The sequence below is a fragment of the Microcoleus sp. ARI1-B5 genome (genome assembly GCF_036705795.1).
Taxonomy (GTDB): Bacteria; Cyanobacteriota; Cyanobacteriia; order Cyanobacteriales; family Microcoleaceae; genus Microcoleus.
Window position 1 is genome coordinate 46,583 of record NZ_JAUBVK010000039.1, and the last position, 18,990, is coordinate 65,572.

An 18,990-nucleotide genomic window follows, 5' to 3' on the forward strand; every position below is an offset into this window, starting at 1 on the left:
ACCCACAGATTCTGTAAAAAACCCGGTTTCTTTGATTCTTAATGCGTTCAGGACTCTTCAACCAAAACTTAACCAGCTAAAAACAGTGTCAACTGTCAATTCTAATTCAATTTTATCAATTACTGGCAACAGAGCTGCACCTTTGTACAGTTCTACTTTTTGTCCGGAAAATACCGCCAAAATACTCTCTTCTTCTGGATCTAGTAACCACCCCAACTCAGTGCCGTTTCGCGAACAGTGGAGTAAGTTACTCAGCACTTTTGTTTGGCTTTGGTTTGGAGAGAGAATTTCTATCGACCAGTCGGGATTAATGTCAAAGCGGTTAGCAATTCTACCCGACGGCAAAAAAGGAATTCTTTCCCATCGGAATACTGCTACATCTGGCACGATTGATTCGCCGCCAAAAGTGCAGCGCAACTCGGGAAAAGCATTGGCAATTTTCCGAGTTTTCGCTACTCGATTGATAGTCTTGCAGAGATCACCTTGAAGGACGCTGTGTTCACCTTGTGGGATGGGCTTCTGAATGATTTCTCCGTCAAGAAATTCTGAGGCTGGTTCAGTTTCAGGAAGTTTTAGGAACTCGTCTAAGGCGGGTTTGGGTTTAACGATCGCAGTCATAGGTTAATTCTCCCGATCCGAGAAACACTGAACGGCACATCACAATTGTAGGCGATAGCTGTTTAATTCCCGCTGCCCTTGTTCCACTTACCACTTAGCAATTACCAATTAGCAATTACCTATTACTGATAATTGACAATGCGTGAGAAGCTCGCAGCTTCCAAACTAGCACCACCAACCAAAACCCCGTCAATCTCCGGCTGAGCCATGACTTCATCAATATTCTCCGGTTTGACGGAGCCGCCGTACTGAATTGGCACGTCAGGATTAGTCAATTTACTGCGAATCAAACCAATAACTCGGTTAGCTTCCTTTGTTTCGCAAGTATCGCCAGTGCCGATCGCCCAAATCGGTTCGTAAGCAATTACCAACTTTGTCTGGTCAACACCAACCAAATCTTTTGCCAACTGAGAAAAAATGTGAGCTTCTGTTTCCCCGGCATCTCGCTGTCCCTTTGTTTCCCCGACGCACAGAATTGGAATTAAACCGTATTTCTGAGCCGCTTTCAGCCGCAAATTCACCGTTTCGTCAGTTTCCCCAAAATATTGGCGCCGCTCGCTGTGGCCGATGATGACATAAAGGACACCCAGTTCACTGAGCATTGGCCCGGAAATTTCCCCAGTAAAAGCTCCCGACTCTTGCCAGTGAACATTCTGAGCGCCGAGTCTAATCCGGCTGCCGTGCAAATTTTTCGATAGGACAGCCAAGGAGGTGAAGGGAACGCAAAGCACGACTTCCCTCTCCTCTGGGGTTTCGGTCAGGCAGGACATGAATCCTTGAAGAAACTCTAGGGATTCAGCCCTAGTTTTGTACATTTTCCAGTTGCCAGCAATAACTATTTTCCGCACGGGTGACTCAGTAGCTCTGTGAACATCAAGATCGGGCAATTTATAGTCTAAAGCTTTAGGGTACATTTCGATCCTTCATTGCCCAAACTCGATGCGAGCTTGCTCAACTAAGTCAACGGTGACGACTTCGGTTTCGGCTTCGCGGGCCAAGTGCTCGATGCGGACACGAGCTTGTCCCCGAACAAAATAGGGAATATTTTTGAGCTTGGCCTTGGCTTCTGGCGTCCATTTTAAATTGTCTGAGAATTCGGAATCTGGCATGGCGTATCGGGCGATCGACTGTAAGCGCGTAGTTCTCTACTTTGAAAAACATCTGTCCGATCATTGAATCTACCATGTTCAGGAGCCATCGGCGCGATCGAGTTCCCGTTTGCAGCAGCCCTCCGCAAGCCAATTTGCAGCTACGAGTTGCTCCGTGCGCCCCCTAGCACCCTAGTGAGTCCCATCGTGACTGATATCAAGTCCGGCTTATAAACCCCCTGGATGAGACTCGGCGGTTGAAACTGCTCCTACACACACTTTCGTCCGTCTTCCCCGACTCAAGAATAAAAGCGGGTATTAAAGCCGGACTTGGTATGAGCCCTCTTTTGTCACTTCGGCGACAGTATAAAGCTAGGCCGCAACTAAATCTATAACTACTCTCTTCCTTAAGAATCATCCGAAAAATATTCATATAATAGATTAATTTGCACCCTCCTCGTCGCCTACCCAAAATTTACAACTCTTCTAATCTAAGTCTAATTAAACCATAACAAATCGAGGATTAAATAATCGGTATTGCTGGTTTAAGGTATGCTTAAACTTTTCGTGGACATTACAAAACTCACCCGAATTAGCTTATAGCAATTGGGAAATATTGAATTCCTACCTGGATTCAGCAACGCCGGATTTACAGATACAATTGAAGATGACATTTTTTTATTTGCCCATGTACTGTTTAGATACCTAATCAGTGGCTTTTCCTTTTTTTGAGTTCTCCAGATTCATCGGAGCGCAGCAGAAAGGGCGATCGTCCGTCAAAGCTTGCTCGGCGTTGTAAAAAAGGTTTAACGCACCCAACAATAATTAGATACCTAGAAAAATTAGGGCGAGTTACCAGACTTTATATCTCCGAAAAAAAGTGATAAATTTTAATCAGACTGTGGGCGTTAGTTAAAGAAACCCGACGCTGCGTCGGATTTGGTTGCAAAAGCTCAGCTTGTCTATCATTTCTGAGATATTTACAAAGTTTTCATTTTCCATTCCCCGCTCAAAATATGCTAGGCTAGAATCTTTGCAGAGCTTAAGATACACCATGTACGATGACCAAAAAAAGGGGATACAAGCCCCGTCCTTCTAGGACGGCTTTTCTTGGTTTCTAATATATTCCTTCAAAACTTCTTTCTTACGCACCTCCTACAGAAACAGCAAAATAACTAGGACTCCACAAAGCTTCTTTGTGGGGTTTTTCGTGTCCAGCTTGTCCGTACCGACGACTGGAAACGCCTTTTAATGCGTTAACGATTTGAGATATCGATAATTTAGGCGGATACTCAATCAGCGCATGAACATGATTGCCTTCGCCATTGAACTCTAGCACTTGAAAGTTCATTTTTTGAGCTACCTCTCGAAACGATTTTTCAATCAAATCAAAGCTTTCGCCCGTAAATACAGACCGACGATACTTTGTTACGCAGACCAAGTGTATTTTAATTTCTGTAACAGAATGACGCTCACGGCGGTAAATAGTTGTCATTACTTGCAAACCAATATATAATCAAACCTACATACCAATAGTAGTATAACCATGAAGGCGAGGTTCAAGTACAGATTTTATCCGACGACAGAACAAAAGCAGAGCTTGGCTCGGCTGTTTGGATGCGTCCGAAAGGTCTGGAACGATAGCCTAGCTCTCTGCAAGCAGTCTGAGAAAAAGCCAAGTTCGGCTGACCTGCAAAAAATCGTGATAACCCAAGCGAAAAAGACCGAAGAAAGAGCTTGGCTAAGCGAAGTTTCCAATATTCCTCTACAGCAATCTGTATCGGACTTGGAAACAGCTTTCAAGAACTTTTTCAACTCCTGTAAAGGAAAGCGAAAAGGTCGTAAAGTTGGTTATCCTAAGTTCAAAAAAAGAGCAAATAGCCAGTCGGCACGATTTAGGATTGGAGGTTTTTCCCTGAAAAATGGCGGTGTCTATTTAGCCAAGATTGGTATTGTTAACCCAATAGGGTCAAGAACACTACCATCTGAACCTAGCTTGGTCACAGCAATCAAAGATTGTGCAAATCGTTATTTCCTGAGTTTTGTAGTAGAAGTTCAACCCATTTCATCTGAGGCGAAAAACCAAAGTATCGGAATCGATTTGGGAATTAAAACTTTTGCAGTAATGAGTAATGGCGAAAAAGCTGAAAGTCCTAACTACAAAAAGTTAGACCGGAAAATCCGTAAACTTCAACGCAAATTAGCCCGCCAGCCGAAAGACTCTAAAAGGAGAAATGTAACACGAGTTAAGATTGCCAAACTGCACAACCGCATTGCCGACACCCGTAAAGACTTCCTGCACAAGTTATCAACTAAAGTAGTCAACGAAAACCAAGTGATTATTTTGGAAGACTTAAATGTATCAGGAATGGTGAAAAACCGGAAACTCTCAAAAGCAATTAGTCAGCAAGGGTGGAGAGAATTTAGAACTTTGTGCGAGGCTAAGTCTGAAAAGTTTGGTAGAGAGTTTCAAACAATTAGTAGGTGGGAGCCTACTAGCCAAGTTTGTGCGGATTGTGGTTTTAAATGGGGTAAAATTGATTTGTCTGTTCGTTCCGTGCTTTGTTTGAGTTGCGGTACTGAGCAAGATAGAGATCAAAATGCTTCTAGAAACATAGAAAAAGTCGGGATGGGGAATCGCCACGACTCTAAACGGACGCAGAGGGATCGTCAGACTACTTCGGTAGCAGAACCCGATGAAGCGTCAAGAATCACCCCTCCTTCAGGACGGTGAGTATTTCAAGTATGTATCAATCATTAGAAGAATCAGCGATTTCGACTCCCCCATCTACGGAACCGTCCTCTCTAATTCTCATTGTGGATGACGATGCCTTGATTCGTTTGCAACTTCGACTGTATTTACAGAAGGAAAAATACCGAGTGGCCGAAGCTAGTGATGGGTTGACAGGGCTAGCAGCTTATGAGGAAGTACATCCAGACCTGATCCTGCTAGATGCAGTGATGCCTGCTATGGATGGTTTTGCTTGTTGTCAAAAATTATCGGAAGTGCCACAGAGCGATCGCCCACCTATTTTGATGATTACTAGCTTGGAAGACAAAGAATCTGTCGATCGAGCGTTTGCAGCGGGAGCGGCTGACTATATAACCAAACCAATTCACTGGGCTGTTCTGCGACAAAGAGTGCGGCGGTTGATTCAGCAATTCCACTTGCAACAGCAACAAACCCTACTTTACAAGCAACTAGAGGCTGCCAATCAACAATTAAAATACCTAGCGTCAATTGACGGTTTGACTCAGATTGCCAATCGCCGTCAGTTTGACGAACAGCTAGAGCAGGAGTGGCGACGCATGACGAGGCAGCAAACTCCTTTGTCACTAATTTTGTGTGATATCGATTTCTTCAAGCCTTACAACGATACTTATGGACACCAAGCAGGGGATGTATGTTTACAGCAAGTTGCGGCCGCTCTCAATCGCAGTATTAATCGAGCTGGAGATTTAGTCGCACGTTATGGAGGTGAAGAATTTGTAGTGATTTTGCCAGAAACAGAGCTTGAGGGAGCCGTACACATCGTTAAAAAAATTCAGGATCGCATCCAAGCTTTAGCAATAGTCCATAAGAGTTCTCCGAGTCATTGCATTACGCTCAGCTTCGGTATTACCACTGTGATTCCCACCCAAGAGAGCCTGCCCGAAACTTTAATTACTGCTGCCGATGCAGCACTTTATCAAGCCAAAGACCAAGGTCGTAATACTTTTTGTACCAAGACTCATACAGTTAATGAGTTTACTCATTAAATCATAAGAGTAAAAACTATGCCTCTCGTAATTTGGAATGATTTTTTATTAAAATTTGAGCGAAATATCAAGTCCTGCATGAGTAAGCCTTGGTTTTAGTATTAAAGCTTAAATAATCGGTGGTGCGATCTTCATGGAAACTGTCAGGTAAATAACAGATCGGCTCTATGGCGCTTTTTTTATCGGAATCAGGTCATATTCAGCAACTAGCGATTATAAAAGTTTATGGGAGGGTCTAGCTCAGTGCGTGATAAAAGATGGTTAGGTGCGATCGCCCTTCTCACTGGTGCTGGTTTTCTGGGCAACTATTTCAGTGTGTCTCTTTTATTTGGGGTTGATTTCCTCTTTGGCAGTATTGCAATACTGATTATTGCTTACTATTTCGGCTGGGGCTGGGGAGGCTTGGCTGGTCTAATTGCAGGCAGCTATACTTATATCCTTTGGCATCATCCATACGCCACGATTATTTTGGTAATTGAGGCTCTGTTTGTAGGGTTTCTTTGCAACCGCAAACAGCCAAATATCCTGTTATTCGATGGGATTTACTGGTTATTAATTGGAATGCCCCTCGTTTGGCTTTTCTACGGTCAAATGATGCACATGGAGCAGACTCAGCTCATCCTCGTTATCTGCAAACAAGCAGTCAACGGCATTTTTAATGCCTTCGTTGCCAGCTTAATCATTTCTTATGCGCCGATTCATCGGTGGGTTAGTCATTCAAAGCGTCTTTCTGCTGTCTCTTTCCAACAAACTATTTTTCATCTGTTGGTTGCTTTTGTGTTTATTCCAGCACTTATCCTATTAGTTATTGATGGTAGATACTTTCTTGGTCAAATCCAAACGACGGTGCAAACGGAGTTACAAACAAACGCAAAAACTATCACTAGCGCAATATCTCGATGGCATCAGCGACATCTCTTAGGTTTGAATACATTAGCTGAAAAATCGCTCATGCCTGAAGCCGCCACTGCAACTAATACAGCGATTCAATCATCCGAGCAGCTACAACAAAACATTAGCCTGATCGAGCAGATGTTGCCAGATTTCGACAAAATTTATGCGGCCGATTCATCGGGAACAATTTTAGCTACTTCTTCTGGTTTTAATCAAACCAGTCGGCAGTTGACCGAACAAAGCACCGAGCATAAATCTCTCATTAGCCAAGCTCAAGAGCGGTTGAAACCTTGGATGAGTCCTATCCAAAAAGACCTATTAACTGACGAACCTCATGTAGGATTGAATGTACCCCTGCAAGTTCAAGGTCGTTTTCTTGGGCTGATCCACGGTTCATTGGCATTAAGCAAGATCAAAGCTCTCTACATTTTCCAGAGAAACGATCGGCAACTACGCATTACATTGCTAGATCAAAACAACCGAGTCATTGCGACTAATCAATCCGACCAAAACCTTTTGACCAGTGTTGAGGAGTCAAAGGACGGCAGCACTCGCACCTTAGAGGGAACCTTGCAGCAGTGGCTTCCTAGCAATGGCAAGAATCCGATGATCCGTTGGAAAAACTCTCTGTATATAGAGGAATTTACAATTAGCTCCGATCTGGACTGGAGATTGCGTTTAGAAATTCCAGCAGCTCCCTATGTAGAAAATTTACAAAATCGCTACAAGGCTGACTTGAGTATTCTACTCGTCATCACAATGTTGGCATTTTTGTTCGCAACGGTGGTTAGCGAACGACTGGTCAAGCCATTATCCTATTTAGCTGGTGCGACTGCTGACTTACCCAACAAGCTTTCAGAAGAAACATTTGAATGGAAACATAGCTCTGTTACTGAAATCAATGAGCTTGCTATAAATTTTCAATTGATGGCGATCGCACTCTATCAAAAGTTTAGGGAGATTAAACAGGTCAACGCTACATTAGAACAGCGAGTTCAAGAACGAACACAAAAATTATCCAGAATCAATCGATCTCTCAAAGGTGAAATTAAGAGACGTAAACAAGCCGAAGCTGAACTAACAACAAGAGAGGCGGCGATACGAGCTTTATATGAAGTTAGTGCTACCCAAAATCTCAATTTTGAGCAGCGCATCCAAGCGTTGATTGACATGGGATGTCAGAATTTTGGGCTTGAAAGTGGCATCTTGGCTCGCGTGCAAGATAACCGTTATGAGGTGATGGTGGCGCGATCGCCCGATCGAGTCCTGAAACCAGGTGATGTCTTTGATATTAAGCAAACTTGGTGCTGTGAAGCTTTAGACACAAATGAACCCCTAACCATCGAACATACAGGCACCTCAAAATGGCGTTACCATCCTGCCTATCTTGCCTTTGGGATAGAAGCTTATATTGGTACACGAGTTTTAGTTGCAGGCAAAGTTTACAGTACCCTCAGCTTTTCTAGTAAATCTCCCCGTGCACACAGCTTTAAATCTGCCCATCTGGAATTACTGAAGCTCATGGCTCAATGGATTGGTAGTGAAATTGAACGCCATCAGGCAGAAGTCGCTCTGCAAGCGAGTGAAGAGCGGTGGGAACTCGCCCTACGCGGTAGTAATGATGGGGTATGGGATTGGAACGTCAACACCAATGAAGTATTCTTCTCGGCTCGCTGGAAAGAGATGTTGGGCTACGAAGACCATGAAATCCCTAATCACCTGGATGAATGGAGCAAGCGAGTTCATCCCGACGATCTCGGTTGGGTGATGCAAGTAATTCAAGATCACTTTGAGGGCAAAACTCCCTTTTATAGTACAGAATTTCAAATGCGTTGTAAGGATGGGAGCTACAAATGGATTTTGGCTCGAGGGCAAGCGCTTTCGGATGAAGCGGGCAGAGTTGTCCGTATGACTGGTTCTCACAGCGATATTACCGAGCGCAAAAACTTAGAGCAGGAAATTCAAGCCAGAGAGCAATTATTGAATGCTTTCTTTAGAGGAGCTTCCCTAGCAGGGGTGGGGCTGTGTATCCACGATCGGCAGTTTCGATTTTTACAAATCAATGAGGCATTGGCTGAAATTAATGGCCACCCTGTAGAGGATCACTTAGTTAAGACAACCGATGATATTTTGGGGGAATTTGCTCCTGGCGTGAATGCACTGTTACAACAGGTTTTAACGACTGGAAAACCTTCGATCAACTTGGAAATGAGTTCAGAAGTATCCAGTCAAACGGGTGCCAAGCGCTACTGGCTCGTTTCTCACTTTCCCATTTTCAAGGATGCAGAGCAGCCTATAGCAGTGGGTTGCATTTTAATTGAAATTAGCGCTCGCAAACGCGCCGAAGCGGAACTGCAACAAATGAGTGCAGCGCTAGAAAATGCCGTGGCAGGCATTTCTCGGCTCGACCCTCAAGGAGGCTATATCTTCGTTAACGAAACTTATGCCACCATCTGCGGATATCAGCCAGAGGAAATGCTAGGGATGGAATGGCCAAGAACCGTTCATCCTGAAGATGTTGAGAAGATGGTGGCTGCTTATCAGCAGATGTTGAGAGACGGCAGAGTCGAAGTGGAAGCCAGGGGGATGCGAAAAAATGGCACGATCTTCTATAAACAACTGGTGATGGTCTCTGCTTATGACGAGCAAAATGTCTTTGTGGGGCATCACTGCTTCATGAAGGATATTAGCGATCGCAAGCAGGCAGAAGAAGCACTACAGCGACAATTGGAAAAAGCCCTACTGCTGAAGCAAATTACCCAAGAAATTCGTCAAAGCCTCAATGCTCAGCAGATATTTGAAACGGCTGCTATTCAGATTGGGCAAGCTTTTGGGGTCAGTCGCTGCTTAATTCGCACATACCAGGACAATCCACAGCCTCAGTTTCCTGTCGTTGCAGAGTATCTAGCACCCGGATCTGCCCCCAGCGGCGAGCATGACATTCTGGCCGCGAGTCCTGCTTATACAAAACAGTTGATGGCTCAAGATGAAGCGATCGCCACTCCGGATGCCTATTGCGATTCATTGCTCACCTGTGCTCATTCAATTTGTACCCGCCTGAAATTGGTATCCATTTTAGCAGTGCGAACTTCTTACCAAGGAGAAGCGAATGGTGCCATTTGTTTGCACCAGTGCGATCGCTACCGTCGTTGGACTCCCGATCAAGTGGAGTTGCTAGAATCAGTGGCGGCTCAAGTAGGAATTGCCCTAGCTCAAGCCCAATTACTAGAGCAAGAAACTCGACAACGAGAAGAATTAACTCTGAAAAACTTTGCCCTGGAGCAAACTAGACGGGAAGCAGAAGCAGCGAGCCGAGCCAAAAGTGAATTTCTGGCGATGATGAGCCATGAAATTCGCACTCCGATGAATGCGGTTATTGGCATGACGGGACTGCTGCTAGATACAGAACTCAAGACTCAACAGCGAGACTTTATCGAGACGATTCGCAATAGTGGGGATACCCTCCTGAGCATCATCAACGACATCCTGGACTTCTCCAAAATTGAGTCGGGCAAGCTAGAGCTAGAAATGTATCCCTTGAGCTTGAGAGATTGCATAGAAAATGCGATCGACCAACTTGCAGTTAAAGCAGATGAGAAGGATATTGAGTTGGGCTACCTGATCGGGCCTCAGACTCCTAATTTCATTTTGGGTGATGTCACCCGTCTGCGTCAGATTCTAGTTAACTTGCTCAACAATGCGATTAAGTTTACCGAAACTGGGGAAGTTACCATTTCGGTGCAAGCCTCTCTAGTTGATTCTGACGAAGCGGTTTCTGAGTCAGGGAACTTGTCAGAAAGCTTGTATGAAATCCAGTTTGCCATTCAAGACACAGGCATTGGTATTCCAGCAGACCGGCTCGATCGACTGTTCAAGTCTTTTAGTCAAGTAGATGCTTCGACGACTCGGCAGTATGGAGGGACAGGTTTAGGTCTGGCGATTAGTAAGCGACTTAGTGAAATGATGAACGGCCTGATGTGGGTTGAGACCCGAGGTCACGTCGGAGGAACCCCTTCACCAAAATGGCAAGCCGCTAAGCTCAATCGACTCACAATGGGTTCTACCTTCTACTTCACGATTGTGGCATCCTCTGTTGCTACTGAGTTAGCGGAACCGAGTGAAATGCTACCTGAACTATCTGGCAAGCGTTTATTAATCGTGGATGACCAGCCCACTAACCGACAAATTCTGACGCTGCAAGCCCAGACTTGGGGGATGCAGAGTCTGGCTGCCCCATCGGCTGTGGAAGCGCTCAACTGGCTTGAGAGTGGAGAAACCTTTGATGTCGCTATTTTAGATATGCAAATGCCACAAATGGACGGCCTGACACTCGCCTCAGCCATCCACCAGCTTCCTAAGTGCCACCGTTTACCCCTAGTGTTGCTGACTTCAATGGGCTACCCAGAAGCGAGTTCTTCAGCGCTCTCCACCCACTTTGCGGCTTGTTTAAGCAAACCCATCAAACAATCCCACCTTTATCAAATACTGATCCATGTGCTACAAGCTCAACCGACAAAAGTTCAACAGCGGCCCCCTAGCGCTGTTGAGGATGATATTAAACTGGGTGAAAGACTTCCCCTCCGCATTCTGTTAGCAGAAGATCATCTGGTGAATCAGAAGGTGGCACTGCTGCTGTTAGATCGTTTGGGGTATCGGGCGGATGTTGCTGCCAATGGATTGGAAGTCTTGGAAGCCCTGCACCGCCAGCCTTATGATGTAGTGCTGATGGATGTACAAATGCCAGAGATGGATGGGCTAGAAGCCACCCGTCGTATTTGCCAGGAGTGGCCGGCTCCTGCTCGTCCCCGGATTATTGCAATGACGGCGAATGCCATGCAGGGCGATCGCGAGCTTTGTCTGGATGCTGGCATGAATGACTATATCAGTAAACCAATTCGAGTAGAGGCTCTCATCCAAGCGCTGAGTCAGTGTCCACCCAACCCGGAACAGCAGCAGGCCCAAAAGGAGGAATCAGATAGCAACAAGCCAGAAATTGATGTGCCAGCGGTTAACCTTGCAGAACTGCAAGCCTTCTGTAGCAGCATAGATGAAGATTCAACCCAGATTTTGAGCTTGCTGGCGAACTGCTACTTGGAGGAAGCCGTAAAGTTGCTACAAGCTATGAAATTAGCGATCGCCCAAGCGGATACTCAAACCCTAAACCGATCGGCCCACACCCTCAAAGGCAGTAGTGCGAACCTAAGCGCGGCTCCTCTGGCCCAGCTTTGTAAAACGTTAGAAGTTATGAGTACCTCTGGTGAACTCGATCGAGCCTCAACCCTTTTGGCTCAAATCGAGGTTGAGTACGATCGTGTCAAGAATACTCTCCAACAAGAACTACAAGCATAGCGAAACTAATCTATAAAAGTCAATTAACTCTTTTGGCGTAAGTCCCGCGCTGTAATTGTACTCAATTGGGCGTCGGGATATAAGCCAAGCAAGGCTTGTGAAAAAGATCGACAAGTTCCTATTTCTCTAGCAAAAAACGTGTAAAATATAAGTGGTTGCGACCCACCCACTCGACTGCAAACAACAGGCTACAGTAGCAGTAAGATGCTTGGCCTTGGACAACTGCGAGAGAAAGGGGGAAAGAACAGACCGCTGGTTGACAAGGTACGCCCTGTTGTGAAATATAATCCATGTTTGTTGTACGAAATAGTTTTTTGCCTTGGGAAACAGGGTTTCTGCGTGGGTTCCCTAGGAAGGGATAAAGGGTGTAAAAGCCCAGAGATGCTGTGTCAGACTCGGATCGTCTTGGGTGACGAATACCCAGCAATGGGATACCCAACAGAGCAACGGCAAACGAGACACGAAGCCCGAACTATAACGGTATTCCCTTTAGTTTGGGTATTTCACATAGGCATCTTTTGGCATCAGGACTTAGGCAACTGTCACACGCGATGCCGCAAGGCGGCTATGCGATCGCATACGCACGATCGAGCCTGATTCCAAATCTGTTAGCATGGGAATTAGTCATATATCTCTTCTCGACAAGCGCGTGAATCAGCGTCAATCCCTTGTCATCTGCGGTTAATACATTCTCTTTTTTTTACCGCAGATGAGGGCAGACTAACACAGATTAACGCAGATTAATTATATCAATTCTGGTTGCAGCGTCCGTGATTGTTGACTGTTGACTGTTGGCTGGATGTTACAATAATGACTAATGACTAAGGACTGCTGGCTGCTGTCGGATCGGAATCTCGATCGCAAACTCAGTACCTTTCCCTAATTCCGAACTGCATTTTAAAACACCGCCGTGTTTTTCTACCACAATTTGGTAACTAATTGACAGGCCCAATCCAGTACCTTTTCCCACTGCCTTAGTCGTGAAAAAAGGGTCAAATATGCGTTTTCTCATAGATTCCGAAATTCCCGTACCGTTATCAGAAATCCGAATCACGGCGCTAGGAACATTGCCATTAAGTTTACCCACCGCAGTAGAGATTTTAATTTGAGGAGCCACAGATTTGCGATCGTTCACCTTGTCCGATTGCAAAGCATCGATCGCATTTCCCAGTACATTCATAAACACCTGATTCAACTGTCCAGCATAACACTCAACCAAAGGCAAAATGCCGTATTCTTTCACTAGCACAATGTTTGCACTGTCCGCATTAGATTTCAGCCTGTGCTGTAAAATTAACAGCGTGCTGTCAATGCCCTCGTGAATATCAACCGCCTTCATTTGACTTTCGTCAAGACGAGAGAAATTCCTTAAAGACAGAACTATTTGACGGATGCGATCGGCTCCCACCTTCATAGACAATAGCAACTTCGGCAAATCTTCCAGCAGAAAGTCCAAGTCAATCTCTTCGGTCAATTCGCCAATCTCAGGACTAGAATCGGGATATTGCTGCTGGTAAAGTTCCAGCAAACTCAGCAAGTTCTCAGTATAATCAGTAGCGTGATTGAGATTTCCGTAAATAAAATTAACTGGATTGTTAATTTCGTGAGCAATGCCGGCCACCAGTTGCCCCAAACCCGACATTTTTTCAGTCTGAATCAATTGAGCTTGAGTTTGCTGCAAATCCTTTAAATTTTGAGCGATTTGTGCTGCTTGGCGCCTGGTTTTATCCAGCAAATCGGCTTGTTGGATAGCTACGCCCAACTGATTGGCAATCTGAGCTAAAAACTTAACTTCTGAGCTTTCCCAGCAGCGCGGCCCCGAATGTTGATACGCGGCCAGCAAACCCCAAATTTCTTGTCCCACAAAAATCGGCGCGATCGCATAAGCCTTCACCTGAAAATGCTCTAAAATAGCGAAGTGACACTCCGAGTGACAAGCTTGATAGATATCGTCAACCGCTAGAGTTTCATGATTGAGATACCTGCCGCCTCGGTGTTCCTGCAAATAAGTATTTTCCCAAACCGTATTGATACCTTCCCCTACCAATTTTATCCAGCCATCTTTCACAAACTCGGCAACATATTGGCCGCTCCAATCAGGATTAAAGCGATAGACAGCAATTCTATCGACTTGCATAAACTGACAAACTTCTTGAGTTGCCGTCTTAAAAATCGCGTCGATATCGAGAGATTCCCGAATCTTGGCAACCACTTCAAACAGTATCCGCTGTTGCTCGGCGGCCCACTGGAGATCGATCGTTTGCTGCCGCGTTCGAGCGAGCAAATCTGCTTGTTCTAATCCTACGCTCAACTGAGATCCCACTTGCGTCGCAAACTGGATTTCCGAAGAGTTCCAATTGCGGGAACCGTCGCACTGGTGTATGCACAGCAAACCCCAAAGTTCGCTGCCATTCATCAGCGGCATAATTATTTGCGCCTTAATTTGAAATTGAGCTAAAAGAGCAGCATGGCAGTCTGAAAGTCCAGCATTTTCGACATCTGGTAGCACTTGAATCTGTCCCTGACTGTATTTTGTCGCATAGTTTTCGCTAAAAAAATGATCGCGAACTTTCACATCCATTGCCGAAGCAAAACCCGGCAAAACATCTTCCGTAATAAATTCGCCTTCATTAAACTTTGAACCGGGAGCGAAGCGATAAACCCCAACTCTGTCTGCATTTAAAATCCGCCGCAGTTCTGTAGTTGTCGTGCCAAAAATTGTATCTAAATCGAGAGATTGTCTAATCTTAGCAACTACCTCAAACAGTATCCGCTGCTGCTCGGCGGCGCAGTGCAAATCAACGGCTTGCTGCTGAGTTTGAGCGAGCAAATCAGCTTGTTCTAGCGCGATGCTGAGCTGAGCAGAAATTTGGGTAGCAAAATTAATTTCGGAAGATTCCCAGTTGCGCGGAGCCGAACACTGGTGCACGCACAGCAACCCCCAAAGATCCTTGCCTTTCATAACCGGTGCAACTAAAGTAGCTTTGACCTGAAATTGCTCCAATACTTGCTCATAGCAATCTTGCAGTCGGGCCTGTTTAATGTCCGACATTGCGTGAACTCGCCCCTGAGAGTAGAGATTGGCGTAGTTTTCTCCAAAGCAGCAATCGTGCACTTTGACTGCCATTGCTGACAGAAAATCTGGCAAAACATCTTCTGCCACGAATTCGCCGTCGTTAAATTCCGATGCGGGATCGAAGCGGTAAACCCCAACGCGATCGGCATTTAAAGCCCGCCGGACTTCCTGGCACATCGTGCTAAAAATCGTGTTCAAGTCGAGGGATTGCCGCATTTTTGCCACAACTTCAAACAGCACTCGCTGCTGTTGGGTCAACTGTTGCAGTTGAGCTGTGCGCTCTTGAACTTGATTTTCTAAATTAGCGTTAAGTGCCTCTATTTGTTGGTGGAGTTGGTAGTGGTTAATTGCCTGAGAAAATTGGCTGCCCAAAGTTTGGATCAATTCAATTTCTTCAGCCTGCCATTCGCGAATTTGGGCGGTTTTTGACTGTTTCCACGCTTCAAAAGATATCCGAGATTGGGCGAGCCGCCCGTCGGCATCCAACTGTCCGGCCCAGAGAGTTTCGGTGTCAAATTCTTCTCTAAAAATGCTCAAGTAACCGAATATTTGCTGGCGGGTTCTGAGCGGTACGATTAAAATGCTGCGAATTTTGGTCGATCGAAATGCAGGTTGCAGGCTTCTCAAACTGCTAATTTTGTACAAGTCGGGAATTGCCCAAACCTGTTGCTCGCCGGATTTAAAATATTCGTGCCAGACGCTGTATTGCTCTACCTGCTGGTATTTTGCCGAATTTTGCATCCTCGGCCCTGAGCCGCAAGTGTAGACTTTGAGTACCGGAGTGGAATTGTCCGAGTTGGGAACTAAACTCGTTGTCTTGCTGCTGTGGAAAATGCACAGCCTGCCACCGGCTGCGTCTAGTGCAGCTACAGATTCTGCTAAAGCTGCTTGCAGTTCGATCGCCGGCTGGGAGTGCAGGGCTGCGGCGACGCGGTTGACTGCTGTTTCCCGCTGAGCTTTCGCCCTCGCTCGCGCCAGGAGGGTTGATTGAGCTATGGCGACGGCGAGCTGATCTGCCACCATCTGAATGCCTTGCAGTTCGTCTTCTGCCACCATCCGGGACTCGGAGTGGTGAGATACCAACAACCCCCAGAATTCTTGGCCGTGAAAAATTGGTACGGCTAAGGAAGCCTTGACGCCCAGTGCAGTCAAGTATTCAGCGTGGCAGGGGTCGATCGTCCTGTACCGCACTTCATCGGGCAGCCGTTCGCCGGAAACCGCGTCGCGGTGGGGGCTTTGGCCTAGCAGCCCGGAATCGATATCGGCGATCGATCGCACTTGTACTTGCGCGAACAGTTCGCGGGCGTGAGGCGGAATATCGTCTGCTGGAAAATGCAGCCCCAATAAAGATGGCAAGCGGTTGTTGTTAATGGATTCGGCAATCACTTCACCGCTGCCGTCGCTATGAAATTTGTAGATTTTTACTCTGTCTGTTCCCAAGAAGGATTGAACTTCCGCTGCTGTGGCGCCCAGAATTTCTGGGAGTTCTAGAGAGCGGCGAATGCGGTTGGCGATGCGCGAGAGTAAATTTGCTCGATCGTAACTCACCTTGACATTTTGGAGCTTTAATGAATCCATTCTTAATTTTTTGCTGTCTCAGCAATAACATTAACTGACTGAAAAACTTTGTGCGTGTTATAACATTCGGCAAGCACAGCTATTTAATAAAATATGAATACCCAGCAGGGCGATCGTCGATTAGTTTTGCACCGCTAGCGAGCTGCGTTCACACTGCTACTTCGCATTGCAAAGTTCAATTTTGTGCGATGAAAACTTTTGTACTCTCAATATAAACTTTGTAGAGCCTGCGTTGCAAGTTCTTTACCCGAAGTCATTAAAATTGTCAAGTTTCCAGAGTTGGATAATTATTCAGAGAAAGGTCGATCGACCGCAACACCACTTTTTCCAGATATTTGCTCAAAAAAAGCTCCTGCCGTCAAGCAGGAGCTTTTTTTGATTAGACCATCAAATCAGAAATAAATTCGATCGATTAGTCCAAATTAGGCATACCCAGCACTGGTTCGTTTTCGCGATCGATACCCCTCTCAAAGCCAGCGACAGCCGCGCGAGCGCGACCAGCGTGCCACAAGTGGCCGACCAAGAAGAAGAAACCCATCACAAAGTGGAAACAGGACAGCCAAGAACGAGGAGAAGTGAAGTTAAACGAGTTAACTTCAGTCGCCACACCGCCCACAGAGTTCAAAGAACCCAAAGGAGCGTGAGTCATGTACTCAGCCGCGCGGCGAGCTTGCCAAGGCTGAATATCGTTCTTGATTTTGTTCAAGTCCAAACCGTTAGTACCGCGCAAGGGTTCCAACCAAGGGCCTTGGAAATCCCAGAAACGCATCGTTTCACCGCCGAAAATGATTTCGCCAGTAGGAGAGCGCATCAGGTATTTACCCAGACCGGTAGGGCCTTGTGCAGAACCGACGTTAGCACCCAAGCGTTGGTCGCGGATCAGGAAGGTCAAAGCTTGCGCTTGAGAAGCTTCCGGGCCCGTCGGGCCGTAAAATTCGCTAGGGTAAGCAGTGTTGTTGAACCAGACAAAGCAGCAAGCGATGAAGCCCATCAGGGACAAAGCACCCAAGCTGTAAGACAGGTAAGCTTCGCCAGACCAGATTAAGGCGCGGCGAGCCCAGCCGAAAGGCTTGGTCAAAATGTGCCAAACACCGCCAGCGATACAAATCAGGCCCAGCCAGATGTGACCGCCGATGATGTCTTCCATGTTGTTGACGCTGACAATCCAGCCTTCGCCACCGAAAGGAGAGCGAACCAAATAGCCAAAAATCACAGCCGGATTCAGAGTGGGGTTCGTGATGATACGCACGTCGCCGCCGCCCGGAGCCCAAGTGTCGTAGACACCGCCGAAGAACATGGCCTTAGCTACGAGCAGCAGAGCGCCGCATCCCAACAGAATCAGGTGGTAGCCGATGATATTGGTCATCTGGTTCTTGTCTTTCCAGTCGTAGCCGAAGAACGAAGAGTATTCTTCGAGAACTTCCGGGCCGCGAACGGCGTGATAAATGCCGCCCAAACCGAGAACAGCAGATGAAATCAAGTGAAGAACGCCGACTACGAAGAACGGGAAGATATCAGTGACTTCACCGCCGGGGCCGACGCCCCAACCCAAAGTAGCGATGTGGGGCATCAAGATTAAGCCCTGTTCGTACATGGGCTTTTCTGGGATAAAGTGAGCGACTTCAAACAAAGTCATTGCTCCGGCCCAGAAAACGATCAAACCAGAGTGAGCGACGTGTGCGCCCAGCAGTTTGCCAGAGAGATTGATTAAACGAGCGTTGCCAGACCACCAAGCGAACCCGGAGGATTCTTGGTCGCGACCGCTTGCGTAGGAATTAGAGAGCGTTACCACGCGGTAGAACCTCCAATGATGTTAGTTTTTGGATTTCGGGTTTTTTTGTTCCCCAGTAGGGCACGGGAGTACCTGCGGGGGGAATTGGGATTTGGATTTCAATTTGAATTTAAAAAAATTAAGCTGAAATCCAAATCCTGATTTTTTTAAAGTGCGTTACCGCGAGGCAGAACTTCTTCAGGGAAGATGAAGTTTTCGTGGGGTTGGTCGGTCGGAGCCATCCAAGCACGAATGCCTTCGTTAAGCAGAATGTTCTTAGTGTAGAACGTTTCAAACTCAGGATCTTCAGCAGCGCGCAATTCTTGTGATACGAAGTCGTAGGCGCGAAGGTTTAATGCTAAACCGACGATGCCAATGGAGCTCATCCACAAGCCTGTGACGGGCACGAACAGCATGAAGAAGTGCAACCAACGCTTGTTGGAGAACGCAATTCCGAAGATTTGGCTCCAGAAGCGGTTAGCTGTCACCATACTGTAGGTTTCTTCTGACTGAGTTGGGTTGAAGGCTGGGAAAGTGTTAGCACCTTCGCCATCTTCAAACAAGGTGTTTTCCACGGTTGCACCGTGGATAGCGCACAGCAGCGCGCCGCCCAAGATGCCTGCAACGCCCATCATGTGGAAGGGGTTGAGCGTCCAGTTGTGGAAGCCTTGCAGGAATAACAAAAAGCGGAAAATTGCTGCTACGCCGAAACTGGGGGCGAAGAACCAGCCTGATTGACCCAAGGGGTAAAGCAGGAACACGGATACAAACACGGCGATGGGGCCGGTGAATGCTAGGGCGTTGTAAGGGCGAATGCCGACTAAACGGGCGATTTCGATCTGACGCAGGCAGAAGCC

At 46.5% G+C, this 18,990-nt stretch carries 9 protein-coding genes and 1 pseudogene; 3 read left to right on the plus strand and 7 right to left on the minus strand.

What is annotated here, in order from left to right:
- Positions 1–57: 57 nt before the first annotated feature.
- The 4 genes and pseudogenes from QUB63_RS31505 to tnpA form a co-directional block, all read right to left on the minus strand.
- Positions 58–618 (minus strand): Uma2 family endonuclease, encoded by a 561-nt coding sequence (locus tag QUB63_RS31505; RefSeq protein ID WP_332949311.1) that lies wholly within the window; start codon positions 616–618, stop codon positions 58–60.
- A 122-nt stretch (positions 619–740) separates the two neighbouring features.
- On the minus strand, positions 741–1,466 hold the full coding sequence (gene tpiA / locus QUB63_RS31510) for a triose-phosphate isomerase (RefSeq protein WP_332949320.1): 726 nt from the start codon (positions 1,464–1,466) through the stop codon (positions 741–743).
- 75 nt (positions 1,467–1,541) lie between these two features.
- A complete protein-coding gene (locus QUB63_RS31515) occupies positions 1,542–1,727 on the minus strand; it encodes a PCP reductase family protein (protein WP_332949312.1) in 186 nt (61 codons plus the stop codon).
- Between the two features lie 1,074 nt (positions 1,728–2,801).
- Positions 2,802–3,201 (minus strand): annotated as a pseudogene (gene tnpA, locus QUB63_RS31520) (IS200/IS605 family transposase).
- Positions 3,202–3,252: 51 nt separating this feature from the next.
- On the opposite strand from tnpA, the gene QUB63_RS31525 reads away from it, so the two are divergent.
- From QUB63_RS31525 to QUB63_RS31535, 3 genes are all read left to right on the plus strand, one after another.
- Positions 3,253–4,440, plus strand: a complete 1,188-nt coding sequence (locus QUB63_RS31525; protein WP_332949313.1) for an RNA-guided endonuclease InsQ/TnpB family protein — start codon at positions 3,253–3,255, stop codon at positions 4,438–4,440.
- A gap of 11 nt (positions 4,441–4,451) precedes the next feature.
- Entirely contained in the window at positions 4,452–5,465 is a 1,014-nt protein-coding gene (locus QUB63_RS31530) for a GGDEF domain-containing response regulator (RefSeq protein ID WP_332949314.1), read from the plus strand.
- Between the two features lie 243 nt (positions 5,466–5,708).
- On the plus strand, positions 5,709–11,708 hold the full coding sequence (locus QUB63_RS31535; RefSeq protein ID WP_332949315.1) for a PAS domain S-box protein: 6,000 nt from the start codon (positions 5,709–5,711) through the stop codon (positions 11,706–11,708).
- An 814-nt stretch (positions 11,709–12,522) separates the two neighbouring features.
- Here QUB63_RS31535 and QUB63_RS31540 read toward each other — a convergent pair.
- The 3 genes from QUB63_RS31540 to QUB63_RS31550 form a co-directional block, all read right to left on the minus strand.
- The gene (locus QUB63_RS31540) at positions 12,523–16,362 is read right to left on the minus strand and encodes a GAF domain-containing protein (protein WP_332949316.1); all 3,840 of its coding nucleotides are present in this window, start codon (positions 16,360–16,362) and stop codon (positions 12,523–12,525) included.
- Positions 16,363–16,774: 412 nt separating this feature from the next.
- Positions 16,775–18,154, minus strand: coding sequence for a photosystem II reaction center protein CP43 (gene psbC, locus QUB63_RS31545; protein ID WP_332949317.1), 1,380 nt, complete (start codon positions 18,152–18,154; stop codon positions 16,775–16,777).
- Between the two features lie 146 nt (positions 18,155–18,300).
- Positions 18,301–18,990: photosystem II D2 protein (photosystem q(a) protein) (locus QUB63_RS31550; protein ID WP_332949318.1), on the minus strand; the 690-nt coding region annotated here is incomplete at its 5' end.